Annotated in this window: 27 protein-coding genes; 17 read left to right on the forward strand and 10 right to left on the reverse strand. The window is 44.7% G+C overall.

Annotated features, from left to right (window positions below):
* Positions 1 to 24: 24 nt before the first annotated feature.
* Positions 25 to 1,137: an SPFH domain-containing protein gene (locus AC3WJC_RS15435; RefSeq protein ID WP_492400020.1), complete on the forward strand. Its 1,113-nt coding sequence runs from the start codon at positions 25 to 27 to the stop codon at positions 1,135 to 1,137.
* A gap of 30 nt (positions 1,138 to 1,167) precedes the next feature.
* Positions 1,168 to 2,286, forward strand: a complete 1,119-nt coding sequence (locus AC3WJC_RS15440; protein WP_492400021.1) for a TFIIB-type zinc ribbon-containing protein — start codon at positions 1,168 to 1,170, stop codon at positions 2,284 to 2,286.
* Between the two features lie 438 nt (positions 2,287 to 2,724).
* Here AC3WJC_RS15440 and AC3WJC_RS15445 read toward each other — a convergent pair whose 3' ends face one another.
* Complete coding sequence (locus tag AC3WJC_RS15445; protein ID WP_492400022.1) at positions 2,725 to 3,087, reverse strand: DUF3127 domain-containing protein; 363 nt, start codon at positions 3,085 to 3,087, stop codon at positions 2,725 to 2,727.
* Between the two features lie 79 nt (positions 3,088 to 3,166).
* On the opposite strand from AC3WJC_RS15445, the gene AC3WJC_RS15450 reads away from it, so the two are divergent.
* From AC3WJC_RS15450 to AC3WJC_RS15465, 4 genes are all read left to right on the forward strand, one after another.
* Positions 3,167 to 4,336: a THUMP domain-containing class I SAM-dependent RNA methyltransferase gene (locus AC3WJC_RS15450; RefSeq protein WP_492400023.1), complete on the forward strand. Its 1,170-nt coding sequence runs from the start codon at positions 3,167 to 3,169 to the stop codon at positions 4,334 to 4,336.
* Between the two features lie 8 nt (positions 4,337 to 4,344).
* Positions 4,345 to 4,857: a hypothetical protein gene (locus tag AC3WJC_RS15455; RefSeq protein WP_492400024.1), complete on the forward strand. Its 513-nt coding sequence runs from the start codon at positions 4,345 to 4,347 to the stop codon at positions 4,855 to 4,857.
* Between the two features lie 122 nt (positions 4,858 to 4,979).
* The gene (locus tag AC3WJC_RS15460) at positions 4,980 to 5,219 is read left to right on the forward strand and encodes a helix-turn-helix domain-containing protein (protein ID WP_492400025.1); all 240 of its coding nucleotides are present in this window, start codon (positions 4,980 to 4,982) and stop codon (positions 5,217 to 5,219) included.
* 27 nt (positions 5,220 to 5,246) lie between these two features.
* Positions 5,247 to 5,909, forward strand: a complete 663-nt coding sequence (locus AC3WJC_RS15465) for an HD domain-containing protein (RefSeq protein ID WP_492400026.1) — start codon at positions 5,247 to 5,249, stop codon at positions 5,907 to 5,909.
* Positions 5,910 to 5,913: 4 nt separating this feature from the next.
* On the opposite strand, the gene AC3WJC_RS15470 is transcribed toward AC3WJC_RS15465, so the two are convergent.
* Positions 5,914 to 6,303 carry a hypothetical protein gene (locus AC3WJC_RS15470; protein WP_492400027.1) on the reverse strand — a complete coding sequence of 130 codons (390 nt, stop codon included), beginning with the start codon at positions 6,301 to 6,303 and terminating at the stop codon, positions 5,914 to 5,916.
* A 10-nt stretch (positions 6,304 to 6,313) separates the two neighbouring features.
* On the reverse strand, positions 6,314 to 7,432 hold the full coding sequence (locus tag AC3WJC_RS15475) for a M42 family metallopeptidase (RefSeq protein ID WP_492400028.1): 1,119 nt from the start codon (positions 7,430 to 7,432) through the stop codon (positions 6,314 to 6,316).
* Positions 7,433 to 7,812: 380 nt separating this feature from the next.
* Here AC3WJC_RS15475 and AC3WJC_RS15480 point away from each other — a divergent pair, with 380 nt between their 5' ends.
* The 8 genes from AC3WJC_RS15480 (at position 7,813) to AC3WJC_RS15515 (ending at position 14,413) form a co-directional block, all read left to right on the forward strand.
* Positions 7,813 to 8,397, forward strand: a complete 585-nt coding sequence (locus tag AC3WJC_RS15480; protein WP_492400029.1) for an RNA polymerase sigma factor — start codon at positions 7,813 to 7,815, stop codon at positions 8,395 to 8,397.
* Between the two features lie 58 nt (positions 8,398 to 8,455).
* Positions 8,456 to 9,961: an NAD(P)H-hydrate dehydratase gene (locus AC3WJC_RS15485; protein WP_492400030.1), complete on the forward strand. Its 1,506-nt coding sequence runs from the start codon at positions 8,456 to 8,458 to the stop codon at positions 9,959 to 9,961.
* 203 nt (positions 9,962 to 10,164) lie between these two features.
* A complete protein-coding gene (locus AC3WJC_RS15490; RefSeq protein ID WP_492400031.1) occupies positions 10,165 to 10,671 on the forward strand; it encodes a GbsR/MarR family transcriptional regulator in 507 nt (168 codons plus the stop codon).
* A 72-nt stretch (positions 10,672 to 10,743) separates the two neighbouring features.
* Positions 10,744 to 11,130 carry a hypothetical protein gene (locus AC3WJC_RS15495; RefSeq protein WP_492400032.1) on the forward strand — a complete coding sequence of 129 codons (387 nt, stop codon included), beginning with the start codon at positions 10,744 to 10,746 and terminating at the stop codon, positions 11,128 to 11,130.
* A gap of 27 nt (positions 11,131 to 11,157) precedes the next feature.
* Positions 11,158 to 11,970 carry a thiol-disulfide oxidoreductase DCC family protein gene (locus tag AC3WJC_RS15500; protein ID WP_492400033.1) on the forward strand — a complete coding sequence of 271 codons (813 nt, stop codon included), beginning with the start codon at positions 11,158 to 11,160 and terminating at the stop codon, positions 11,968 to 11,970.
* Positions 11,971 to 11,979: 9 nt separating this feature from the next.
* Positions 11,980 to 12,894 carry a TIGR01777 family oxidoreductase gene (locus tag AC3WJC_RS15505; protein WP_492400034.1) on the forward strand — a complete coding sequence of 305 codons (915 nt, stop codon included), beginning with the start codon at positions 11,980 to 11,982 and terminating at the stop codon, positions 12,892 to 12,894.
* A gap of 22 nt (positions 12,895 to 12,916) precedes the next feature.
* On the forward strand, positions 12,917 to 13,885 hold the full coding sequence (locus AC3WJC_RS15510; RefSeq protein ID WP_492400035.1) for a hypothetical protein: 969 nt from the start codon (positions 12,917 to 12,919) through the stop codon (positions 13,883 to 13,885).
* 18 nt (positions 13,886 to 13,903) lie between these two features.
* Positions 13,904 to 14,413 (forward strand): hypothetical protein, encoded by a 510-nt coding sequence (locus AC3WJC_RS15515; protein ID WP_492400036.1) that lies wholly within the window; start codon positions 13,904 to 13,906, stop codon positions 14,411 to 14,413.
* Here AC3WJC_RS15515 and AC3WJC_RS15520 read toward each other — a convergent pair.
* The 3 genes from AC3WJC_RS15520 to lipA are packed head-to-tail and all read right to left on the reverse strand — an operon-like array spanning position 14,410 to position 16,695.
* Positions 14,410 to 15,237, reverse strand: a complete 828-nt coding sequence (locus AC3WJC_RS15520) for an anti-sigma factor (RefSeq protein ID WP_492400037.1) — start codon at positions 15,235 to 15,237, stop codon at positions 14,410 to 14,412. The two genes, AC3WJC_RS15515 and AC3WJC_RS15520, sit on opposite strands and share 4 nt — an antisense overlap.
* Positions 15,238 to 15,244: 7 nt before the next feature.
* Positions 15,245 to 15,793: an RNA polymerase sigma factor gene (locus AC3WJC_RS15525; RefSeq protein ID WP_492400038.1), complete on the reverse strand. Its 549-nt coding sequence runs from the start codon at positions 15,791 to 15,793 to the stop codon at positions 15,245 to 15,247.
* 23 nt (positions 15,794 to 15,816) lie between these two features.
* On the reverse strand, positions 15,817 to 16,695 hold the full coding sequence (gene lipA / locus AC3WJC_RS15530; RefSeq protein ID WP_492400039.1) for a lipoyl synthase: 879 nt from the start codon (positions 16,693 to 16,695) through the stop codon (positions 15,817 to 15,819).
* Positions 16,696 to 16,819: 124 nt separating this feature from the next.
* Between lipA and AC3WJC_RS15535 the strand changes: the two genes are divergently transcribed.
* Positions 16,820 to 17,221: an OsmC family protein gene (locus tag AC3WJC_RS15535; protein WP_492400040.1), complete on the forward strand. Its 402-nt coding sequence runs from the start codon at positions 16,820 to 16,822 to the stop codon at positions 17,219 to 17,221.
* A gap of 187 nt (positions 17,222 to 17,408) precedes the next feature.
* On the opposite strand, the gene ytxJ is transcribed toward AC3WJC_RS15535, so the two are convergent.
* The 3 genes from ytxJ to AC3WJC_RS15550 all read right to left on the reverse strand — a co-directional run bounded on the left by ytxJ (position 17,409) and on the right by AC3WJC_RS15550 (position 19,240).
* Positions 17,409 to 17,738, reverse strand: a complete 330-nt coding sequence (gene ytxJ, locus AC3WJC_RS15540; RefSeq protein ID WP_492400041.1) for a bacillithiol system redox-active protein YtxJ — start codon at positions 17,736 to 17,738, stop codon at positions 17,409 to 17,411.
* Between the two features lie 228 nt (positions 17,739 to 17,966).
* Positions 17,967 to 18,464, reverse strand: coding sequence for a 6,7-dimethyl-8-ribityllumazine synthase (ribH, locus tag AC3WJC_RS15545; protein ID WP_492400042.1), 498 nt, complete (start codon positions 18,462 to 18,464; stop codon positions 17,967 to 17,969).
* Between the two features lie 101 nt (positions 18,465 to 18,565).
* Entirely contained in the window at positions 18,566 to 19,240 is a 675-nt protein-coding gene (locus AC3WJC_RS15550) for a tetratricopeptide repeat protein (RefSeq protein ID WP_492400043.1), read from the reverse strand.
* Between the two features lie 142 nt (positions 19,241 to 19,382).
* Between AC3WJC_RS15550 and recF the strand changes: the two genes are divergently transcribed.
* Positions 19,383 to 20,492, forward strand: a complete 1,110-nt coding sequence (gene recF / locus AC3WJC_RS15555; protein ID WP_492400044.1) for a DNA replication/repair protein RecF — start codon at positions 19,383 to 19,385, stop codon at positions 20,490 to 20,492.
* On the forward strand, positions 20,476 to 20,766 hold the full coding sequence (locus tag AC3WJC_RS15560; RefSeq protein ID WP_492400045.1) for a DciA family protein: 291 nt from the start codon (positions 20,476 to 20,478) through the stop codon (positions 20,764 to 20,766). The genes recF and AC3WJC_RS15560 overlap by 17 nt, the downstream gene beginning before the upstream one ends.
* A 36-nt stretch (positions 20,767 to 20,802) precedes the next feature.
* Here the strand turns inward: AC3WJC_RS15560 and AC3WJC_RS15565 are convergent, their stop codons facing one another.
* On the reverse strand, positions 20,803 to 23,970 hold the full coding sequence (locus tag AC3WJC_RS15565) for an ATP-dependent helicase (protein WP_492400046.1): 3,168 nt from the start codon (positions 23,968 to 23,970) through the stop codon (positions 20,803 to 20,805).
* Positions 23,971 to 24,043 lie beyond the last annotated feature (73 nt).

A 24,043-nucleotide genomic window follows, 5' to 3' on the forward strand; every position in this document is an offset into this window, starting at 1 on the left:
TACATTTAAAATAAAAAACCACCTATGGGACTTTTTAGCAGATTGTTAAGTGAACTTATAGACGTTATTGAATGGGTTGACAACACCCATGATACCCTGATATGGAAATATCCGCGCAATGATAACGCCATTAAAATGGGCGCCAAACTTACCGTGCGCGAATCGCAGGTGGCCATATTTGTTAATCAGGGTAAAATAGCCGATGTTTTTCAACCCGGCATGTACGAGCTTACTACGCAGAATATGCCGATACTTACCACCCTTGAGGGTTGGAAGTATGGTTTTCAAAGTCCGTTTAAGGTTGATGTTTATTTTGTGAGCACCCGCATGTTCACCAACCAGAAATGGGGCACCAAAAACCCGGTTATGCTGCGCGACGCGGAGTTTGGCCCGGTAAGGCTGCGTGCTTTTGGCTCGTATGCTTTCAGGGTAGCTGATGCCGCTACCTTTTTCAGGCAGATTGCCGGTACCGGGGCTGATTTTAATGTAGAGAATATAAACGAGCAACTGCGCAACATTATCGTATCGAGAGGTATGGATACCGTAGCCGCTTCTAAAATACCGGTGCTTGACCTTGCCGCCAATTATGACGAGGTTGGCGTGATCATCAAAAATAACATCGCGCCCGACCTGACAGAAATGGGACTGATCCTGACCTCGTTATTGGTGGAGAATATTTCGCTGCCGCCTGAGGTGGAAAGCGTGCTCGATAAGCGGACACAGATGGGCATTGTGGGCAACCTGGGCGCTTATGCGCAATTTCAGGCAGCTAACGCTATTGAAAAATCAGCCGAGAACAGCATCGGCGGCAACCTGGGTGCTGCCGGCATGGGGCTGGGTGTAGGTGCCGCTATGATGGGGCAGGTAGGCAATATATTTAAAGATAACCATGTAGATGCCGCACCGCCGGTAAATGACGAGCCGCCGCCAATTAAGGCTGAAATACAATATTATATCGCTATCGACGGAGAATCTGAAGGGCCGGCTACGCTGGAGCAGTTAAAAACCATCATCAGCCAAAAGCAATTAAGTGGCGATACCAGGGTTTGGAAAAAAGGCATGGCCGACTGGGCACCGGCCGAATCGGTTAATGAATTATCAGACCTGTTTGGCAACACCCCGCCGCCGATTGTATAATTTGATAAATTATCCCATAAGCAAATACCCATGCCTACCGAGTCGCCACAATTAACTGAAGTAAATGGTTTGCTTAAATGCAAAAACTGCGGTGCATCAGCCCGGTTTTTGCCCGGCAGCAATAAATTACACTGTGACCATTGCGGCTCGGAAGAGGAGATCAACACGGCTGAAGCACCCATAATATCGCTTGATTATGAGCAGTATATTGCCGAGAACAAGGCGCTTTACCAAACGGCTGTTTTGTATGCCGTTAAATGCAGCGGCTGCGGCTCCGAAACCATACTCGAAAAAAGTATAACCGCGGATAAATGTCCGTTTTGCGCATCGCCGCTGGTGGTATCAACCGCCAATCAGGCAATGGTGAAGCCGCATTATATCCTGCCGTTTAAAATTGATACCAAAACAGCGGTCGGTTTTTTCAATAAATGGCTTAAAGCCCTGTGGTTCGCCCCGTCAGATCTGGCCAAGAAAGTAAATGCTGATGTATCGGCACTTAAAGGTGTTTACATGCCTTATTGGACTTATGATGCCGATACCGTAACGCGCTATGAAGGCGAACGCGGCGATCATTACTATGTTACTGAAACCTACACAACTACGGTAAACGGGCAACAACAAACCCAAACCCGCCAGGTGCGTAAAACCCGCTGGAGTTATGCATCGGGTACCGTGAACGGCAAGTATAATAATGTATTGGTGCCTTCCAGTAAATCATTACCGCAGGATACTCTGATTGAACTCGCGCCCTGGGATCTGCAATTACTTACAAATTTTGACGAACGTTATTTGAGCGGCTTCCGATCCGAGAACTATCAAACCACCCCGGAAGTTGGGCTTGACACCGCCAAACGACTTATTGAACCTGAAATTCTGAGTGATATCCGCAACGATATCGGAGGTGATGAACAACGCATTGATAGCCATAACACCCAATATTACAACATCGGTATAAAATACATTATGCTGCCGGTTTGGGTAAGCGCTTATAACTATAACAACAAAATTTACCAGTTCACGGTAAATGCCCGCACCGGCGAAGTAATAGGCAAACGCCCGTACAGCGCCATCAAAATCACGCTGTTTGTGCTGATGATCCTGGCTATTATCACGCTGATAATCCTCTATTTTTCTAACCAGCAGGCTTAAAATTTTCATGTTATTTCAACGAAGGAGAAATCTGCCCGCGTTTATAACAAAGCGACAGATTTCTCCTCGTACCTCGTTTGAAATGACAATAAATTTTTCATCATTCAGGTGATGTATCGGCACAAAAAAAGAGCACCGAAGCGCTGTCAAGATCACGCTGTTTGTGCTGATGATTTTGGCTATTATCACGCTGATCATCCTCTATTTTTCCAGTCAGCAGGCTTAATATTTTATTGTCATTTCGAGCGGTAGCGAGAAATCTATCCGCGTTCATTACCAAGCGACAAATTTCTCCTTCGTCGAAATGACAATTTTGTAAAATATTTTAAAAGTCCTCCCCTCGGGGAGGATTTAGGAGGGGTGTCTCCCTATGATTAGGTTGGCACAAAAAAAAGAGCACCGAAGCGCTCCTTTTCAAATATCATTTGTTATCAGCCATTAAAACGGCAGATCGTCCTCATCAGGCGTTGAGCTCAGATCAACCGGTGGCGCATACTCAGGGGTAGCGCTGTTACCTGCACCACTTAGTACGTTAATTCTCCACAATTGCAGGGAGTTAAAATAGCTTTTTTTGCCGCTTTTATCAGTCCATGGGCGACCGCGCAGGTTAAAGAAAACCTCAACATCGTCACCAACCTTAACAGTGTCAAGCAGGTTGCAACGGTCCTGTATAGCTTCAAATTTAAGGTATTCAGGGTATTGCGGGTTCTCTATATATTCAACAATAAGTTCGCGCTTTTTAAGTGATTCTGTCACCTGTTGGGTTGGCGACACCTCATGTACTTTGCCTTTGATATCCATGCTTCAAAATTAAAAATGTAAAGTTAATGCTAACAAATTAAAATAGAGGTGTATTTAATTGTTTATTTTCGCAAAATATATGGAAGTTTTCCACACCGAAAGTAAAATAGTTATCACCTGCAATAAAAGGCTTTCGCCTTATTTACAGCGTGAAGTTGAGGCGTTAGGCTTTACACCTGTACGCGTATTTCAAACCGGCATCGAGCTTAAAGGCACTGTGAATGATTGTATACCCCTCAACCTTAACCTGCGCTGCGCCAGCCAGGTTTTATATTCGCTCAAAGAGTTTACAGCCGCCAACCCGGATGAACTGTATAACGAGCTGGTTAAGATAGAATGGGAGAAGCTTATCGATTTTTCGGGCTACTTTTCTGTTACCTCCAACGTAAATAATGAGCATATACGTACGCCGCTGTTTGCCAACGTAAAGGTGAAGGATGCCATTGTTGACCGTATAAAGCAGGAAAAAGGCATCAGGCCAAACTCCGGTGCTGATAATAACAAAACCGTGATTCACCTTTACTGGCAGGACGACCGCGCCGAGATATTTATAGATACCTCGGGCGAAACATTGGCCAAACACAGTTACCGTAAAATACCGGGCAAGGCACCTATGCTGGAGGCGCTGGCCGCGTCAACCATTATGGCTACAGGCTGGGATGGCAAGAGCACTTTTATAAACCCCATGTGCGGTTCGGGCACGCTGGCTATTGAGGCAGCCTTACTGGCTACCAATAAAAGCCCCGGCTTTTTCAGGATGAACTATGCCTTTATGCACATTATGGGTTATGATGAAGCGGTATTTTTTACCGAGCGCCGCAAACTAAAAGATATAGCTACCAAGAATATCGATTTTAAAATTATAGCTACCGACCTATCGGCAGACGCGGTTGACATTGCCCGCCGCAACGCCAACACTGCTGGCGTAGAACATTTGATAGAGTTTAACGTTTGTGACTTTGCAGATACGGAAGTACCGGAGCAGCCGGGCGTAGTAATGTTTAACCCGGAGTATGGCGAGCGTTTGGGTGTTCACACTAAACTGGAAGCCACGTACAAACGCATTGGCGATTACATGAAACAGCAATGCCGCGGCTACAGGGGCTACATTTTTACCGGCAACCCTGACCTGGCAAAGAAGATCGGTTTAAAAGCCAGCCGTAGAATTGAATTTTATAATGGAAAACTGGATTGCCGCCTGCTTGAGTATGAATTATATGAAGGTACCAGGCGACAACCGGAAGAATAAGTAAAAGCATGAAAAAAATATTGTTTACCCTATGTGCCGCGCTGTTTACCCTAAGCGTAATGGCGCAGCAGCACCTGGCTTTCCCCTTTCAGGGTGGCAAAGCCGTTATGACCAAGTTTTTTAAAGATAGCCTTGAAGTAACCCCCGATCTGGTAAAAAAGAAAGTATCAGGTACCGCGGTGTTTAAATTTACGGCCGATGGCGAGGGCAATATCAAAAAAATTATTGTTTACTATGCTGATGATGCATCATTGGCCCAGCCGATAATTGCTGCTTTACGCAAGTCGAACAAAAAATGGATCATTCCTGACGGAGAAAAAATGCACGATTTTATTTTGCCTTTTTCCATCAGCTTCCTGGCCCCGGCTACCGCGCCTGATAAAATTCAGAAGGAGTTTTATGATTACTATACTAACCGTAAGCCCATCATGTCGTTTGACCAGGTTCCGTTAGATATGGCTACTTTGCTGCCAACAGTTACCATAAACTATAGCTTAAAACAACAACCAAAGGGTAACTAAACCCTACCTATAAGTAGGTATTTTTTTCCTGAGAAAATATTTGTAATAAAAGTGAATATATAAAAATCCAGGCTTAAAAAATTCTCGTTAATATGGTCATTTATCAGATACAAATGATTAGTATGACAGAGAGTTTAAGCTCAAAAGTTAAGTTAGTTGCTTCTAACATACGCAAGCAACGCGAAGCCAGGAACTACACACAGGAGTACCTTGCCGCCAAACTTAAAATATCGCAGAATGCTTACAGTAAAATTGAGCTGGGTTATACCAAAATAACCCTTGAGCGTCTTTTTCAGATAGCAGATATTTTAGAAACAAGTATTGCCAGCCTTATTGAGGCTGCAAAATCAGAAGCTGCATAGCAGTTTCTGATTTTTTATATTTGCCGGATGTTATCACCACAACAAACGGAAATTATAAATCAAACCAAAACTTACGTACAGCAAACCCTTGAACATGCCGAAGGCGGGCATGACTGGTGGCATATTTACCGTGTTTGGGCAAACGCTAAACTAATAGCGCGAACCGAACAGGCTAACTACTTTATAGTTGAGTTGGCTGCCCTGTTACATGATATTGCCGATGCCAAATTCCATAACGGCGATGAGGAGATAGGCCCGGCTACTGCGGGTAAATGGCTGCAAAGCCTCGATGTTGATGCAGAAACCATTATGCATGTACAGCAGATCATCCGCCACATGTCATTCAAAGCCAGCTTCGGGCAGGTGGAGTTTACCTCAAAGGAGATGGAGATAGTACAGGATGCCGATCGCCTGGATGCTATTGGCGCTATAGGTATCGCCCGCGCTTTTAATTATGGCGGCTTTAAGGGCAGGGCACTTTACAACCCTAACATACCGCCCAACCTTACTATCACCAAAGAGGAATACAAGGCTACAACCGCGCCTACCATCAATCATTTTTACGAAAAGCTTTTGCTGCTGAAAGATAAGATGAATACCCCTACCGGCAAGCAGATAGCGCAGCAGCGGCATGATTTTATGGCGCAATACCTTGACCAGTTTTATGCCGAGTGGAACGGTGAGCGATAGAACGTTAAAGCGTTTCGAGCGAGTCTGGATTTTTAGGCCGCCAGATGGCATAGTAATAAGCCAGGCACATAACCCCTAAAAGAAAAGGGATCAGCGCCAGGTGTTTGTACGTTATCCAACCGTATACTATGCGGGCATCAATATGCAAAAACTCGCTGATCATCCAGTAGGAATTGGCCGTGATCCAGAAGGTGATGGCCAGGTTGTGGCACAGTTCAGACATGAGGCTTTTGGTGCGCCAGGCTATAACAATGGCAATAATAAGCGTTGGGAATATCATTACTATTCCCAACGGCTTCCATATCAGGCACCAGCCAATATCCTTCAATAACCAAAACACAATATGGAAATTCTCCATTTTGCGGTATTTGAGCGGGATTACGTACTGGGCCATTAACGTTTACTTACCTGTTTTTAATGTAACGGAAATCCTGCCCGGCCTCAATGTTTAACAGGCATTCGTAGATTAGGCGGATCACATTGTCCACATCCTTTTTATGGATCATTTCAACCGTAGTGTGCATATAACGCAGCGGCAATGATATCAAGGCTGATGGCACTCCGCCGTTTGAGTAGGCGAAGGCATCAGTATCAGTACCTGTTGAGCGTGATGATGCCTGGCGCTGAAAAGGAATATTATTTTTCTGCGCGGTTTCAACCAGCAGCTTGTTCAGGTTGGTTTGTACCGCCGGAGCGTATGAAACTACCGGGCCACGGCCGCAGGCCAGGTCACCCTGAACGGCTTTGTTGATCATCGGTGTCGTGGTATCATGCGTAACATCGGTAACAATGGCCACATTAGGTTTCAGGTGATGCGCTATCATTTCGGCACCGCGGAGGCCTATCTCCTCCTGTACGGCGTTAACAATGTATAATCCGAAAGGCAGTTTTACATTGTTCTCTTTCAACAGGCGGGCAACCTCGGCTATCATAAAGCCGCCTGCCCGGTTATCCAGCGCGCGGCCAACGTAATAGCGGTTGTTAAGCACCATAAACTCATCTTCATAAGTAATTACACAACCTACATGGATGCCCAGGTTCTCTACCTCTTCTTTTGAGGTACAGCCGCAATCAATAGAAATGTTTTTTAATGTCGGCGCTTCCTCTTTTTCGCCGCCCTGGCGGGTGTGAATAGCCGGCCAGCCAAAAACCGCTTTTACAATACCCTTATCGGTATGAATATTTACACGTTTTGATGGGGCGATCTGATGATCAGACCCACCGTTGCGGATCACGTAGATCAAACCATCATTGGTAATGTAATTTACAAACCATGAAATTTCATCAGCATGGGCCTCTATCACTACTTTGTATTCCGCATCCTTATTGATGATGCCTACCGCCGTGCCGTAGTTATCAACATAATAGTCATCAATGTAAGGTTTTAAATAGTCAAGCCAAAGCTCCTGGCCTTTCCACTCAAAGCCGGTTGGCGATGGGTTGTTGATGTATCTTTCAAAAAACTCGAGCGACTGTGGTGTCACTATCGGGGTATGTGTTGTTTCCGGTTTCTTTTTTGCCATTATATATAAATGTTAAGCGCGGTTAAGCGCTGAAAGCAAATATAATAAAGCTGTGCAATTACAGGCATGTAAGTACAAACACGGTAAATGAATTTACTTTTGCGGGATTTATTTTGTTTAATTAAGGGGTAGGTTCAATACAAAAGAGTATATTTACTAACAGCCTGAGACGAAGCTCCTGAATTATTATTCCGGAAAAAAAACTTACATGTGGTATTAAACGTAAGTTAGTCTATATGGTCAAACAAATAAATTTGCATTTTATTGTTTAATTTGTTTTATTTGACTTAACGTTTTGTATAACCCCTAAAAAAGAATTTATAGATTAAACTTTACTCAACAACATTTAAGATAAACTTAATTAAGTAGTAAGGTTTTCTATGGATTTAAAATTGCAAAGTGATCAGGATCTAATCCATCTATATATTTCGGGCGACGAAGGGGGGCTTGTCGAGCTTATCCGCCGTTATCAAACCAAAATATATACTTCTATTTATTTACTTGTTAAAGACGAATACCTCGCCGAAGATATATTTCAGGATACTTTTATAAAAGTAATTAATACCCTGAAAGCCGGGAAATATAACGAGGAAGGCAAGTTTTTACCATGGGTAACCCGTATTGCGCACAATTTGGTGATTGACCATTTCCGCCGCGAAAAACGCGCACCGATGGTTAGCAATGGCGATGACTTTGATATTTTTGAAGTATTAGGTAATTATGATGAAAGCACTGAGGACCGCATGGTGCGTGAGCAAACACATAAGGACTTAAAAATATTGATACAACTGTTGCCATCAGAGCAAAAAGAGGTGTTGATTATGCGTCATTTTGGTGATATGAGTTTTAAAGAGATAGCCGATATTACCGATGTAAGCATTAATACCGCGCTTGGCCGTATGCGCTACGCCCTTAACAACCTGCGTAAAATGATGCAGGCAAAAGAGATGAGCATCAAAAATTAAATGATATTTTTTCAGTATACCTGAAAAACAAAGGCAGCATGTTATAAATTAGTATAATATGCTGCCTTTACTTATTTCATCCCAAATACGCGAGGCTGATGCCTGGACGATAAACAATGAACCCATATCCTCTGTGGATTTGATGGAGCGTGCCTCCAGGGCTTTTGTGGGATGGTTCATCAACCATTTTCCTGAACGGAACGAACGCATAAGCGTTTACTGTGGTACCGGCAATAACGGCGGCGATGGGCTGGCCATTGCCCGAATGCTGTATCAGCATAACTACCAATACGTCGGTGTTAAGGTGGCACGGTACAGTGATAGATCAACCGCTGACTTTGAAACTAACTTGCAACGCTTGCAGGATTGTGCAATAACGCCTGTTATAATTAATAAGGGCGATACTCAGCCAGATGAGGATGCCAGCATTATTATTGACGCGCTTTTAGGCAGCGGATTGAACAAACCGCTGGAAGGCGATTATAAATTACTGGTTAATTATTTAAACAGCCTGCAAAAAACAGTAGTGGCTGTTGATGTACCTACCGGTTTTTTTGCCGATGGCGAGGTACCCCAGTATGCCACCGTTTTACGTGCCGACCTGGTGATCACCTTTCAACAAGCCAAGATCAATTTTTTACTGCCGGAGTCAAAGCATTATATCAATTGCTGGGAAGCGGTGAACATCGGCATCAGTGAGGAATTTACCCGTACGCTTAACTCCGCCTATCAATATGTGGAGGAAAAGGATATCCGTAAAATATTAAAGCACCGCAAACCTTTCAGCAATAAGGGAATCTACGGGCATGCCCTGGTTATTGCAGGCGAGTCACGTACTATGGGCGCGGCATTGTTATGCTCGTCGGCGGTGGCTTATGCCGGTGCCGGGCTAACTACCGCCTGTATACCGGGAAGTGGCCTAACGGCACTTAACAGCTACCTGCCTGAGTTGATGGCTATCATCAGGGATGGCGATACGCTGCCTGATATTAGCTGGGATAAATTTAATTCGATAGCTTTTGGCCCCGGCCTGGGTACCGATGATAGCGCGCTGGAGCTATTTGCCTACGTGCTCACCAATTATAAAAAGCCATTGGTGATAGATGCCGACGGACTTAACCTGTTAGCTAAAAACAGCACGCTGTGGCAGGCTATACCGCCGGGCAGCTTGCTTACACCGCACATGAAGGAGTTTGACCGCCTGTTTGGCGAACATACCAACTGGTGGGCACGCCTGCAAACCGCCAGGCAACAGGCTGCCGAGCGTAATATCTATATCGTACTAAAAAATGATTATACCATAACAGCAACGCCTGAAGGGAAGTTGTATTTTAATTCGACTAGTAACGCGGCAATGGCTACCGGCGGCATGGGCGATGTACTTACCGGCATACTGGCTTCCCTATTGGCGCAGGGCTATACGCCACAAGAGGCTTGCCTTGCCGGCATATACCTGCATGGTAAAGCCGGTGATGAACTGGCACTGCCTAACCGCATGAATGTGGTGTTACCCGGCAAACTGGCACAACAACTGCCAGTAACCATGGCAAAATTGATGGCATAAAAAAAGCGGTTGTGAGTATCAGCAACCGCATTTTTCTTTTAACTATTAACTGACCTTATAAAGAACTTAATACTCACTGTAATTATCTATAAGACGTGTAGACTTTGAATACGTTACAGTAGTGGTGCAACTATTTTATAAAAAATAAACTAAATTAATTTTCAATAATTTTTGAAAGTTTAAAAATATGCTTATATTTGTATATGGAATTGGTAGAAGCAAGGCAAAAATTTATTGAAACCTGGGGTAAGCTGGGATCTGAGTGGGGTATAAACCGCACCATGGCTCAGGTACAGGCCTTGCTGCTGATATCGCCGGAGGCGTTAACTACCGAGGAGATCATGGAAGCACTGAGTATCTCACGCGGTAATGCCAACATGACCCTGCGCGACCTGATTAACTGGGGCCTGGTTGAAAAACAGCACAAACCCGGCGAACGCAAAGAGTACTTTTTTGCCGAAAAGGATGCCTGGACCATTGCCCGCCTGGTAGCACAGGAGCGTAAAAAACGTGAGCTCGATCCATTACTGAAGGTATTGAACGAACTATCAGAAGTTAAGGGTAATGATAAAGACCCTAACTACAAAACTTTTGCTGCATCGGTTAAGGGTATTACAAAACTATCGGGCAACGTGAATAAAATGCTCGAAAAAATGATCAAGGCGGAAGAGAACTGGTTTTGGGGCTCTATCCTTAAAATATTCAAATAAAAAAATTTAACTATATATTTCATTATTTACTGAAAATTCAAAATTTATCATTTACTTAAATACTCAAACATCATGAACTATTTTATTTTAACCTACGCATGTTACCTGGCTGTTAGCATTGCTGTTACCATTTGGGTAGCAAGGGTATTATTTAATAACGGCCGCATATTTTTGGTTGATATTTTTCACGGCAATACCGAACTGGCCGATTCTGTAAATAAACTACTGGTAGTCGGGTTTTACCTCGTAAACATTGGCTACATGGTATTGGCCTTAAAGGAAACGGGCAACATCGCGAGCACACAGGTGGTGATAGAGGTGTTGAGTTATAAGGTCGGGCGCATTATACTCATACTGGGCGGCATGCACTTTATTAATCTGGGTATATTTTTCAGGCTTCGTAATAAGGCGCACCGTGCCAAGGTAATGATGGAGCGCTACAAACCATTCGGCGAATAATTACATAATCATTAAAACATCCGCATCATGAAAACGCTGCAAAATCATATTATACTTTACGATGCCGAGTGCCCCATGTGCAACCTGTACACCAAAGCATTTGTAAAAGCCGGCATGCTTGATGGTACCGGCAGAACAGCATACCAGGAAACCCCCGAAATGCTTTGTCCGCTGATTGACCGGCAACGTGCCGTGAACGAAATAGCGCTGGTAAACACCCAAACCGGCGAAGTTGAATACGGCATACAGAGTTTGTTCAAGGTGATCGGCAATTCTTTCCCGCTGTTAAAAGGACTGTTCGGCTTTAAACCCTTTGTGTGGATAGCCGCCAAATGTTACGCCTTTATATCTTATAATCGTAGGGTAATCGTTCTGGCCAATAATCATGATTATGCCTTACAGCCTACCTTTAACCTAAAACTAAGGCTGGTTTACCTGGTGTTTACCTGGCTGATAGTGGGTGCGATACTTACCCAATATGCCGGTTTGTTAACACCCCTGATAACCGCGGGTAACGCTTACCGCGAATACCTGATCTGCGGCGGACAGATTGTATTCCAGGGATTGATTGTAAGCGTGTATGCAGCCAACAAAAGATGGGATTATCTCGGTAACATGATGACCATCTCCTTCGCGGGGTCGTTGCTTTTACTACCCATGCTTATAGCGGCACGGTTTGTTGTTATATCACCCTTAGTAAGCACGCTTTATTTTATGCTGATAGCGGGGCTGATGTTTTTGGAGCATATTCGCCGTACCAAATTATTAAAGCTGGGTTGGCTGCTTACCGCTACATGGGTACTATACCGGCTAGCTGTATTATTGATCATCATTAATTAAACCATCATCATGAAATATAATAAGGTGATACTTGCAGGCGGCAGCGGCTATATAGGGATGCTATTGGCCCGGCATTTTAGCAAACTGGCCAGAGAAGTGATCATATTCACCCGTAACCCTAAACCCGCTGATGGAAACATTCAACACATTTATTGGGATGGCCGCACAATTGGCGACTGGGCCATGCATTTAGAGAACAGTGATGTGCTGATAAACCTGACCGGCAAAAGCGTTAATTGCCGCTACAACGAAAAAAACAAGGCAGAGATATTTGCCTCACGCCTTGACGCGACCCGTATTTTGGGCGAAGCGTTAAGAGAAACCAATAATCCGCCTAAAGTATGGATCAACGCGGCATCAGCCACCATATACCGCCACGCTGAGGACAGGCCGCAGGATGAATATACCGGCGAAAAAGGCACCGGCTTTTCAGTAGAGGTTTGCCAACAATGGGAACAAGCCTTCGACGAACAGCGTATACCTGGCATACGCCAGATAGTACTGCGCATCAGCATTGTGCTGGGTAAACATGGCGGTGTAGCCGGTTACTATTTAAACCTGGCCCGGTTTGGCCTGGGCGGCATACAAGGCAACGGCAAACAGTATTTTAGCTGGGTGCATGAGGATGACGTTACCGGCAGCATTGATTTTTTGCTGGATAACCCAAGATTACAGGGGGTATTCAATGTCGCGTCCCCTAAACCTATCCAAAACCGGGAACTGATGGCTACCATACGTAAGGTTGTTGGTGCACCTTTCGGTTTACCGGCCACAAAATGGATGCTGGAGATCGGCACCTTTTTTCTCCGCAGCGAAACAGAGCTGATATTAAAAAGCCGCTGGGTACTGCCTGCCCGGCTTACAGAAGCGGGCTACACTTTTAAAGTACCGGATATTAAAACCGCTATTGAACAAAGTATTTAACACCTAAATCTCATCACATATTATGATACTCTCTAAAACACTTAAACGCTTATTACTGATTATTGGCATACCCGTAATATTTGCGTTACTGTCCTACGCGGTGTTTAGAACCGATAGCCTGAACGGTTTGTTTACCATCATGTCCATCAGTTTTATTTTACTGGTGCCATTTGGTATAGGGGTGCTCACTATCTATCTATCCGATATTGAGCGCATAAAAAGTCTTTCGTACCGGTTGATGATGCCTTGGGTGGTAATTATAGCTTTCTTTTTTATAACATTCTTTTTCGGCTTTGAAGGCTGGGCATGCTGGCTGATGATTATGCCGGTATTTTTTGGAGCAGCAAGTTTAGGCGGATGGCTGGCCGGCAGGGCACGACTTCGTAAGCACAGGAACGAACGCCTGCAAATATCATTACTCGTTTTACTGCCCTTTCTGATCTCCCCCGTTGAGCGTTACATCGGCGATCATCCATCTATTTATAAGGCGTATACTTATATCGATATAGATGCAGGCAAAGCGAAGATATGGAACAACGTAACCCGTGTAAGAGGCATATCCTCAACCGAAGATAAAGGTTGGCTTACCGAAACCCTGGGCTTTCCGCGCCCCATACGTGCGGAGCTAAATTATAACGGTGTTGGCGGCTACCGCAAAGCCATATTTGATAAGGGGCTGATTTTTCACGAGCAGGTAACCAAGTATACTGATCAGAAGGTTATGCGCTTTACCATTAAAGCCAACCCACACGAGATACCCTCAACCACGATGGATGAGCATGTGGTGATAGGCGGTAATTATTTTGATGTGATAGACGGAACGTACGAGCTGGAAAAGCTGAATAACAAAACCTATCGCTTGCATTTATACAGCCATTTTAAGCTGACCACCACCTTTAATTTTTATGCAGGCCTATGGGCGGATTGGATAATGAAGGACATACAGAATAACATCCTGCAGGTAATTAAACAAAGGGCGGAGAGCCGCTAAACCTTATTACATAGCATCATGAAAACACAACAACAATTAAAAAGACGCATACGCATCTGTATAGCCATCATTATCGCAGGCCTTTTTATCAGCGGCGCTACTGCATTCCCTCTGGAAACAGAAATTGGCTGGCTGACTTCTAACATGCAGGCTTTACCTGTATCTGTGCAAAACTGGCTGAGCAAAATATATGGCGCGCTGCGCGATACTAATCAGCAATATCCTTATCTGGCGTATGGTACCGATTGGTTGGCTTTCGCGCACCTGGTGCTGGCGGTGCTGTTTATCGGTCCGTACAGGCATCCGGTAAAAAATGTATGGATTATTCAGTTTGGTATGGTAGCCAGTGTGGCCATATTTCCGCTGGCTTTTATTGCAGGGGGTATTAGGGGCATTCCTTTATTTTGGCAGTTTATTGATTGCTCTTTCGGGATAATTTGTATGGTGCCCTTGTATATCGCCCACAAAAACATCAGCAAACTTGCCGAATGGTATAAAAAGGAAGGAATAATTATACCGGAAATTTAAATGGCGCTCATAACCATCATGGCATCCATGGTAGGGTTAACGCTGCCGCCTACGGGCTCAAGCGTTACGGCGAAGGCCTGAGGTGCTTCAACCGGTTTCATTTCCTTCATGCTTGATGTATCGCTTTTGGCCTTGGCATCAAACACACCCAAGTCTACCGGTTTTCCTGCAACAATAGCCCAAAGCTGGTACTGGTGTTTTGTATCATTAGCCGGTAACTTAGCGCCCACCATATCAATCATCACCTTTTTCTTTTTAGGGCTCCAGGCAACAGTAATGGCGGATGCCGGTGTTTTAGGCGTACCTTTCAGTTTTATAAAGCGGAATGACGGATCGCGGAAAACGCTGATCTGCTCATCCATCAGGTTTACCTGGCTACTAAAGCGCTGGTTCTGGCTTTGCAGCGAAGAGATCAACTCGTTTGATTGCTTTAGCCTGCTGTAAATACTGATCAATGCGGCGATGCTTACTAACAGCAAAAACAAGCTTGCCGCAAACGCATATTTATAAAAGTTGATGCCGCGCTGTACCGGCAGCTCAACTACATTATCATCAGTATACGTACGGGCTTTGGTAAAAATACGGTCATCGCTAAGGTTGGTGAGCAGGCTGTTCAACACACGGTCGCGCTGCTGCTCCGTTGGCTCAATAGCCTGGGCAAGGGCATAGCTTTCCATAGCGGCTTCAATAGCATCCAGTTCGGTTTTAACCTCCGGATATTTTGAAACAGCATCCTCCACTTGTTGCTTTTCCGCCGGGGTAACATCCCCAAAAACATAAAGCTCCAATATTCCCGACTCAATATATGCTCTTATCTCTTCCAAATTCTTATTAAAAGTACTTTCTGAGCTGTTGTATGGCCATTCTTAATCGTGTTTTCACTGTACCTAACGGCACGCCCAATTCATCCGATGCTTCAACGTGTGTGTATCCTTTAAAGTATACCAGGTCAAGTATTGATCGTTGTTCGGGCTTCAGTGCTTGCACCAGATCTTTTAAACCCAGTAGTTCGGGTTTGTAAACCGTGTTTCTTTGCTCGTCAATAAAAGCTACGTTATTTTCAAGCTCTTGGTTTTTAGTTTGATTTTTAAAATCTTTTGAGCGTACCTTATCAATGGCAAGGTTACGCGCGATATTTACCATCCAGGTAAATAAACGGCCTTTTTCGGCACTGTATGACGAAAATGATTGCCAGATTTTTATGAAAGTTTCCTGAAGTACATCCTCTGCCGAGGGCTCATCATTAATGATACGTAAGATCACACCGTACAACGATGCGGAATACATATCATACAGCGCTTCGGCCGCCAGCTTTTCGCGGTGCCGCAAGCCGTTAACCAGCTCCTCTTCAGACAGTGATATTTTGGGTCTTCTACTCACTGCCTGCAAGGTAAAAAGAAATTCTAATAATCAAACAGGTGTTTCTCGGCATGATACGATGAGCGCACTAAAGGTCCGCTTTCTACATACCTGAAACCCATTTCAAGTCCCTTTTGTTTGTAAAAGTTAAATTGATCCGGATGTATCCAGTCAACCACCGGGTGGTGGTTACGTGTTGGCTGTAAATACTGGCCTAATGTAAGTATGTGTACACCGGCTTCGAGTAAGTCGGTCATGGCTTCCAATACATCAGCTTCGGTTTCGCCCAAGCCCAGCATAATGCCCGATTTGGTGCGCAGCCCTGCTGCTGATATATGACGCAGGCACTCCAAACTACGATCGTACTTAGCTTGTATGCGTACTTCGCGGGTAAGCCTGCGTACGGTTTCCAGGTTGTGCGATACTACTTCGGGCCTTACCTCCAACACACGGGCCAAGTTATCCCAGTTACCCCTGAAATCAGGCAATAAAGTTTCTAAAGTAGTTTCAGGGCTTTCCCTGCGAATGGCGTTAATGGTTTCCGCCCAGATGATGGAGCCGCCGTCTTTCAGATCGTCACGGTCAACCGAGGTAATTACGCAGTGTTTAACCTGCATTAATTTTACCGAGTTGGCTACACGGTTTGGCTCATCCAGATCAACCGCTAAAGGCCTGCCGGTAGCTACCGCGCAAAACGAACATGAACGGGTACAAATATTACCCAGTATCATGAAGGTTGCCGTACCCGCGCCCCAGCATTCGCCCATGTTGGGGCAATTGCCACTCTCGCAAATGGTATGCAGCTTGTGCGTATCAACAAGGCTACGCACCTGTGCATATTCTTTACCAACAGGAAGCCTCACTCTTAACCAATCTGGTTTACGCTGCACTTGTGTGGCTGGAATTACCGGCAAATCAATCATAACAACAAAAGTAAGTAAAAAGCCTCAACACCAAAACCCACAACCCCCTGAACGGGGAATTATTTACAGAGTTTTGATAAAGGGAGTATTTGCTTACCTGTTGAATTTAGGTAATTTAGCCCTCATGGCAACAATTGAAACTACATACCTGGGCGGCTTGCGTACTGAGGCTACCCACCTACAATCAGGCACTAAGATAATTACCGACGCGCCGGTTGATAATAACGGTAAAGGTGAAGCATTTTCACCTACGGACCTGCTGGCTGCAGCATTAGGTAGCTGCATGATGACCATTATGGGCATTGCCGCCAACACCCATGGCATTAATATCGACCATACCCAATGCTCTATCACCAAAATAATGGCAGCCAACCCACGCCGTGTAGGCGAGGTGGTAATTAACTTTAAATTCCCGAAGGAATATACCGATAAGGAGAAAAAGATTTTAGAACATGCCGCCCTTACCTGCCCCGTACATCTGAGCCTTGGCGAAGACGTGAAGAAAACGGTGGATTTTGGGTGGTAGATTTTTTTAGTCCGAAAGTCCAGGAAGGTGGGTAGTTCGAAAAACGGAGGAATGATCTCCGCATACAACATAAAACAGGAAAGCGGCTTAATGGCCGCTTTCCTGTTTTATACGCTATAATTTCTTTTATACTTCTAAAAAACTTCCGGACTTTCCGGACTTCCCAGACTTCCGGACTCTTCAAAAACTACTCCACCATCGTCAGCGCCTCTTCAACAGAGATACCGCCATGTGATTGATCAAGGATGCACTCACCGCTTTTAATAAGCAGCATTTGCGGCGATTCGTGGTGTACCTGAAAATCGGTGGCTACCTGGTTTGAGAGGTCGCGGTATTTGATCAGGTCTAAAAAGTAAAGTGAAATCTCTTCGGGCAATTCATCCCATTCCAATTCAAAACGCTTTTTAGCCATCATGCTGATAGAGCAGCGGGTGCTATGCTTAAAAATTATGCTATACCCCGGGTGCTGCTTTATTTCATTTATTTGACCGGCCGACTCCAGCGCTATCCACTTCATTTTAAAATATTTATTTGTAATACTGATACAAAACTACAGTAAAGGCCTGTAAATGTTTGCCTACAGCATTAAAAATGACATTTTACTGTTAGCGGCCGCCTCTTGGGTATGAGCCGTATGCCGGGCATAATTTGTTTGAGCAGGATGCAAAAGCACTCATTGCTAAAGCAACCAAAGCTATAAAAACTAAGTTTTTCATATTGTATTGATGTTTTTAGTTTGACAAGTTTAGGTTCGCAGTGTGTTGGCCATGTCTGCCATTTTAATGGCTGTAACAGCGGCTTCATCGCCCTTATTACCATGTTTACCACCTGCGCGGTCAATAGCTTGCTGCTGATTATCAGTAGTAAGTACGCCAAATATAACAGGTTTTGAGTATTTTATAGCAACATTACTTACTCCATTTGCTACTGCATCGCAAATAAAATCAAAATGGCGGGTTTCGCCCTGTATTACGCAGCCCAGGCATATTACGGCATCAAGGTTGGGTTTATTTTTAAGCAACAGATCCGCACCTGATGTAAGCTCGAAACTACCCGGTACACTATAGCTGAAAATATTTTCGGGCAGCGCCCCGTTATTTATCAGGCTTTGGTATGCGCCGCCGTATAAAGCATTAGTGATCTCGGCATTCCACTCGGCCACTACAATGCCAAAGGTATAGGGTGCCGCATTAGGTATTTCAGTAGCCGAAAAATCAGACAGGTTTTTGAGTTGTGTAGCCATTTTAAATGTTATTAAATTTAAAAAGGTTGCAATGTTGAAATGTTTTAAATCATTTTTCAACATTGCAACCTCTAATTATTGCAACCTCCTATAAGGTTTTATTAGTTTACGTTTACCCGTGCAATGTAAGCATCTATATTTTGAGCTTCGGTACTTGCAGGATATTCGGTTTTTATTTTGTTATACGCGTCTGAAGCTGATTTTTTATCATTAGTAGCTTCATAAACCAAACCCAGTTTTTTAAGGTATAGTGGCGATAAAAAGCTGTTTGAAGCTTTATCAACCGCTTTACTGTAATAGCTTGCGGCATCGTCATATTTTTTTTGCTCAACATAAGCATCACCTATACCGCCTAAAGCTTCGGCAGCAACCATGTAATCATCGCCGCGGTAGTTGTTCAGGTTATCAATGGCTTTGCCGTATTCACCTTTGTTAAGGTAAGCAATGCCCAGGTAGTAATAAGCCAGGTTTGCAGCCTTGGTGTTGCTGTAATCAGCAATAATTTTTTCAAACCCAGGGTAACCGGCATCACCTTTTATGGCTTTATCCCATTCTTTTTGTTGCCAAAAATCCTGTGCTACGTGCATTTGGTCGGCAGCTTTTACCTCGCGCGGGCCGGCGTATGCTTTAAGGTAAATAAAGTATATGGCAATTAGCACTAATACGGCTGCAGCTATAAACAATAAGCTTTTTCTGTTCTCGTTCACAAAACTCCCTGTCTTTTTAACCGGTTTATCTTCGTTCACAATTTTGGTATTCGCCTGGGTTGTCGACATTCTTATTCAAAAATTAAGTTTGCAAAAATACAGTTTTCAAAGTTTTTAGCAACACCTTTTAACTTAAATAATTAACCTGCTAAAATTAGTGCGGCCAATACCCCAAACCATCGGCCTGTAATGTTAACTTTGAAGGCTCAATATGTATCTGCAACAACTATCGGTAATCAACTTTAAAAACTACGAACAGGCCGAACTTAGCTTCAGCGATGGCGTGAATGCATTTGTGGGCGGCAACGGCGCGGGCAAAACCAATTTGCTGGACGCTATACACTACCTGTCGTTATGTAAAAGTTACTTTAACCCGATAGACAGCCAGCAGATACGCCAAAACGCCGACTTTTTTATCATCACCGGCACGTTTGATAAAAATGATAACAACGAGGCCGTAGCCTGCTCCGTTAAACGGAACCAAAAAAAGCAGTTCAAGCGCAATAAAAAGGATTATCAGCGGCTGGCCGATCATATCGGGTTGTTTCCGCTGGTGATGATCTCGCCTTATGATATCAGCATTATTATTGAGGGCAGCGAGGAACGGCGCAAGTTTATTGATAACGTAATATCGCAAACAGACAACCAGTACCTGGATGAGCTCATCGCCTATAATAAAGCCCTGATTAACCGCAATGCGCTGTTAAAAAACATTGCCGATACCGGCCGGTATGACCCGGTGTTGTTAGAGATACTGGACGAGCAACTTGTAGCATCAGGCAACCGTATATTTGCCAAACGCAAGGCTTTTATGGAACGCTTTACCGAGGTGTTTAACACGCATTACGATTTTATAAGCGGCCAGGCCGAGCAGGTATCGCTGGTATATGAATCGCAATTATTGCAGGATGATTTTGCTGCGCTGCTTAAAAAAACATTAGAAAAAGACCGCGTGTTGGAACGTACCACGGCAGGCATTCATAAGGATGACCTCGCTTTTTCGATACACGGCATGCCCATGAAAAAGTTTGGATCGCAGGGGCAACAAAAATCGTTTCTGATAGCCCTCAAGCTGGCGCAGTACAGTTATTTGTACGAGCAGAAAAAGTTTAAGCCGCTGCTGTTGCTGGATGATATTTTTGACAAGCTGGATGATAAGCGGGTTACCAAGCTGATGCAAATGGTATCGGCCCATAATTTTGGGCAGGTGTTTATAACTGATACCAGTGCCAGCCGGGTAAAAAACGTGTTTGATGACATTAATGTTGATGCCAGAATTTTTGAAATAGTAAAAGGAGAAGCCCATGCGCAAAGCGAATGATAAAACACTGAAGGATGCAATTGAGCAAATGATGCAGGTTTACAAGCTCAAACGCAAGTTTAACGAAACCTCTGTCATCGCCAACTGGCCGCAACTGGTGGGCACCTCAGTAGCCAACCGCACCAAGGAGATCTATATCAGCGACAAAAAGCTCTTTGTACGCATCGAATCATCCGTAATAAAGCATGAGCTGATGCTGATCCGCACTCAGATCATCCAAAAAATAAATGATGAAGCGCAGGCCGTAGTGGTTGAGGAAGTAGTGTTTTTATAAAGCCCCCCGGCCCCCTAAAGGGGGAGTTGTTTCTGCTTACTCCTCCACATCATCCTCAATCATAATTCCTTCGGCTTGCTTAAAGTTGGTTTTTACAAAGTGGCACCAGTCGCATTCCTTTTTGCCGCAGCCGGTGTTAAACTCGTGGTTCATTATTTTTTGGTAAACCGAGGTTATCTGTTCGCTAACCAGTTCCACATTTTCCGGCGATATGGCTATCTTTTCCTTATGGTATTCGCCATCCTTAACCGGCTCTACAAATTCAAACTGGGTGCTTACCACCTGCCAGTCGTTACTCCGGTCGTTATCAACCAGTATTTTGTAAAACACGGCCTGCCGCCAGTAGTCGCCGCCGTTGAGGTTGGCATTGGTTGGCGGCTGTAACTTATCTTTCGCGTTTTTAAGCTTGCCGGTTTTATAATCAACCACGGTTACGTTTTTACCGTCAAACTCTATCTTATCCAGGTTGCCTTTTATAGGCACGCCGTTTACTTCAATATTTTTAATGGTACGTTCGGTAACGGCTACCTTGTTCCATATATTCACGTTCTGCTCATAGTAATCGGGCAAAATCTTTTCGCCGTAGGCTAAACGCAGTTTAAAATCATCCTTAGTGAACGAGTCGCGGTTGCGGAACATGTACCAGCGGAACTCCTTCATAAATTCCTCGGTCGGCATAAACATATCGTTATTCTCCTTCAACTTACGGAAAGCCTTGTTGAGCGCCCAGTGCACGGCCTGCCCAAACGTTGCCGCCGGACTTTTACCAGATGGCACCCTGATTAAACACTGAAAGTAAAACCGTAGCGGGCAATCCAGGTAATTATTAAGGTGTGTAACCGAAAGCGTATAGTTTTGCAGTAGCTGGTTAATATAATTAGTATCCAGTAGTTCAACCTGTGGCTTATCGGCCTCGGTAAACTGGGTAGCCATAAAATTAACCATATCATCCGCAGGTACTTGCGGATAGGCCACCTGTAAAATAGTTTCAGCCAATATCTCCCCTACAAATTGCGAGGCTTCCTGATCCTTCCCCTTTTTATCCTTACGGGCATATGATATGTTGAGGCATTGCTTGGCACGGGTTAAGGCCACGTAGAACAGGCGGCGCGCTTCTTCCTTTTGGGCGATGTCGTCATCCGGCGAACCGGTAAGCGTATCGGGGTAGCTAAAGCCATGATTGCGGCCCTTGCTGTCCCATGTTTTTTTATCACAACCGATAAAGAAAACATGCTCAAACTCCAACCCCTTTGAACCATGCGCCGTGAGGAAATTAATGCCGTTATCCGAAAATATCACCTGGTTAAGTTCCATGCGGATATTGTTCTTCTTCATCAGGTCGATGGTGGCGATGAGTTCGGCCAGGGAGATGTCGGGATTTTTGCGGCTTTCATCCTTAACAAAATCAAAAAAGCTTATCAAAACCTGCATAAACGTGCCCTTATCCTCCTGCTGCATTATGAACCTGAGGATACCCATTTTAGCGATCACCTGCTGAAACAGTTGCTGCAACGTAAGGCTCACCGATGCTTTGAGCAGGTAATCAATATCGTTCATCAAAAACTTCATCTCCACGTTCTGCACATTATCAAACAAACCGGGCTGGGCAGGTGTGCGCAGCTCGCTCACATAACGGCGCAGCGATGTTTTGGGCTGGTCGTTATTAAAGGTGCTGTAGTTTGCTTTTGCTACCGCGATGCTGGCTTTGGCCACCTCGATAGGCGGAATGCCGAAAAAATCGTAGTGCATGATCTCGAACAGCAACTCATCACCACTATACGGCGAATCCAACTCCATGGCTAGGTAGCGCAGTATGGTAATGATCTTCTCACCGAAGGGGAGCGTCAATATATCTATCTTACGCTTGGTGTTAACGGTTATTTTTTGCGCGCCCAGGTAATGCACCAGATCCTCCACCTGGTGGTGGTTACGGTAAATAACGGCTATCTCGTTGGCAGGAGCGCCGCTTTCAATCAGCTTTTGGATGATGCGTGCAGTATCTGCCAATTCCTGATCGGGGTTCTCGTACTCGCGGATGGTGGGCTCCACCATATCCGCAGCAAAACGCGGGTGCGAGGCGCTCAGGTTTTTATCGAGTGATAATTGCGCGGTAAGGCGCTTTTTATTTTTATCGATCAGCACCCTCGACATATTCAAGATATGCTGATTAGAGCGGTAGTTATGCCTTAATACAACGGTATGCAGGGCGTGCACGTAATCATTAGCAAAATCAAGGATGTTCTCCATATTGGCACCCTGAAATTTAAAGATGGACTGGTCGTCATCGCCCACCACAAAAACGTTAGGCGTATCCCAGTAATCCAGTAAAAATTTCAGCAGCGCGTTTTGCGATCCGCTGGTATCCTGAAACTCATCCACCAAAATATACTGGTAACGTTCCTGGTAGCGGCGTAATATATCATCATTCTCACGGAAGGCTTTCAACACCCAGATGATCATGTCGTCATAATCATACCGGCCCTGTTGCTTCATTTTAGCATCGTAATTCTTGTACTCGGCAACGGCGGCCAGCAGCTTGTTCATCTGCTCAGTTACCTTGTCGATATCGGCCTGCTTCGGGTCGCCTATTTTAATACCCTTAGCCGCATTGGCTCGTTTGTAAATATATTCCTCGCGGTTGGGCAGGTCATCAATATATTCCTTAACCGAGCGGTTGATCAGCTCCGCATCCCAGCTTTCCCGTTTCATGGTAGAGAACAAACTTTTTAGCCTTGGCGCATCAAAATAAATATCGCCGGTAAAGCGCTTCAGCAGGTGGTCGTTCGGAAACTCATCGATCAGTTCACGGAACAGCATGGCCGATTCCAGGTCCGACAACGGATCGAGGTTCAGCTTGCCAAAGTACTCCAGGTTCTCCTGGATCACCTCGTTACAAAAAGCGTGGAAGGTGTATATGTTGATGCGGTAAGCATCGGGGCCAATAAAATCAAACAAACGCTTGCGCATAGCCACCGCGCCGGCATCGGTATAGGTTAGACACAAAATCTCGTTGGGCTGGGCATCGGTATCGGTCAGTATCTTGCCAATGCGGGCGGCTAAGATCTGCGTTTTGCCGGTACCCGGGCCCGCCACCACCAGCACCGGGCCATCCATTTTATTAACGGCCGATAGCTGCTCCGGGTTTAGCGAGGCCAATGCCTCCTGAAATTTAGCGTTGTATTTTGCTGAAATGGGGTTTTGCATAAGTAAGTAAAAATACGAAGATTTTTAGTAAACCACCTTGAATTTTAAATTACCCTTAAACCCGAAGAGGCCG

The organism is Mucilaginibacter sp. FW306-07-L (assembly GCF_058782065.1).

Bases quoted from the DNA above. Each gene is read 5' to 3' on its own strand.
- AC3WJC_RS15455 (WP_492400024.1), top strand. From the start codon at position 4,345: ATGAAAAAAATATTGTTTACCCTATGTGCCGCGCTGTTTACCCTAAGC.
- AC3WJC_RS15535 (WP_492400040.1), top strand. From the start codon at position 16,820: ATGGCAACAATTGAAACTACATACCTGGGCGGCTTGCGTACTGAGGCT.
- AC3WJC_RS15450 (WP_492400023.1), top strand. From the start codon at position 3,167: ATGGAAGTTTTCCACACCGAAAGTAAAATAGTTATCACCTGCAATAAA.
- AC3WJC_RS15440 (WP_492400021.1), top strand. From the start codon at position 1,168: ATGCCTACCGAGTCGCCACAATTAACTGAAGTAAATGGTTTGCTTAAA.
- AC3WJC_RS15475 (WP_492400028.1), bottom strand. From the start codon at position 7,432: ATGGCAAAAAAGAAACCGGAAACAACACATACCCCGATAGTGACACCA.
- AC3WJC_RS15480 (WP_492400029.1), top strand. From the start codon at position 7,813: ATGGATTTAAAATTGCAAAGTGATCAGGATCTAATCCATCTATATATT.
- AC3WJC_RS15560 (WP_492400045.1), top strand. From the start codon at position 20,476: ATGCGCAAAGCGAATGATAAAACACTGAAGGATGCAATTGAGCAAATG.
- recF (WP_492400044.1), top strand. From the start codon at position 19,383: ATGTATCTGCAACAACTATCGGTAATCAACTTTAAAAACTACGAACAG.
- AC3WJC_RS15500 (WP_492400033.1), top strand. From the start codon at position 11,158: ATGAAAACGCTGCAAAATCATATTATACTTTACGATGCCGAGTGCCCC.
- AC3WJC_RS15435 (WP_492400020.1), top strand. From the start codon at position 25: ATGGGACTTTTTAGCAGATTGTTAAGTGAACTTATAGACGTTATTGAA.
- AC3WJC_RS15495 (WP_492400032.1), top strand. From the start codon at position 10,744: ATGAACTATTTTATTTTAACCTACGCATGTTACCTGGCTGTTAGCATT.
- AC3WJC_RS15565 (WP_492400046.1), bottom strand. From the start codon at position 23,970: ATGCAAAACCCCATTTCAGCAAAATACAACGCTAAATTTCAGGAGGCA.
- AC3WJC_RS15445 (WP_492400022.1), bottom strand. From the start codon at position 3,087: ATGGATATCAAAGGCAAAGTACATGAGGTGTCGCCAACCCAACAGGTG.
- AC3WJC_RS15490 (WP_492400031.1), top strand. From the start codon at position 10,165: ATGGAATTGGTAGAAGCAAGGCAAAAATTTATTGAAACCTGGGGTAAG.
- lipA (WP_492400039.1), bottom strand. From the start codon at position 16,695: ATGATTGATTTGCCGGTAATTCCAGCCACACAAGTGCAGCGTAAACCA.
- ribH (WP_492400042.1), bottom strand. From the start codon at position 18,464: ATGGCTACACAACTCAAAAACCTGTCTGATTTTTCGGCTACTGAAATA.
- AC3WJC_RS15465 (WP_492400026.1), top strand. From the start codon at position 5,247: ATGTTATCACCACAACAAACGGAAATTATAAATCAAACCAAAACTTAC.
- AC3WJC_RS15510 (WP_492400035.1), top strand. From the start codon at position 12,917: ATGATACTCTCTAAAACACTTAAACGCTTATTACTGATTATTGGCATA.
- AC3WJC_RS15515 (WP_492400036.1), top strand. From the start codon at position 13,904: ATGAAAACACAACAACAATTAAAAAGACGCATACGCATCTGTATAGCC.
- ytxJ (WP_492400041.1), bottom strand. From the start codon at position 17,738: ATGAAGTGGATAGCGCTGGAGTCGGCCGGTCAAATAAATGAAATAAAG.
- AC3WJC_RS15470 (WP_492400027.1), bottom strand. From the start codon at position 6,303: ATGGCCCAGTACGTAATCCCGCTCAAATACCGCAAAATGGAGAATTTC.
- AC3WJC_RS15460 (WP_492400025.1), top strand. From the start codon at position 4,980: ATGACAGAGAGTTTAAGCTCAAAAGTTAAGTTAGTTGCTTCTAACATA.
- AC3WJC_RS15485 (WP_492400030.1), top strand. From the start codon at position 8,456: ATGCTGCCTTTACTTATTTCATCCCAAATACGCGAGGCTGATGCCTGG.
- AC3WJC_RS15550 (WP_492400043.1), bottom strand. From the start codon at position 19,240: ATGTCGACAACCCAGGCGAATACCAAAATTGTGAACGAAGATAAACCG.
- AC3WJC_RS15505 (WP_492400034.1), top strand. From the start codon at position 11,980: ATGAAATATAATAAGGTGATACTTGCAGGCGGCAGCGGCTATATAGGG.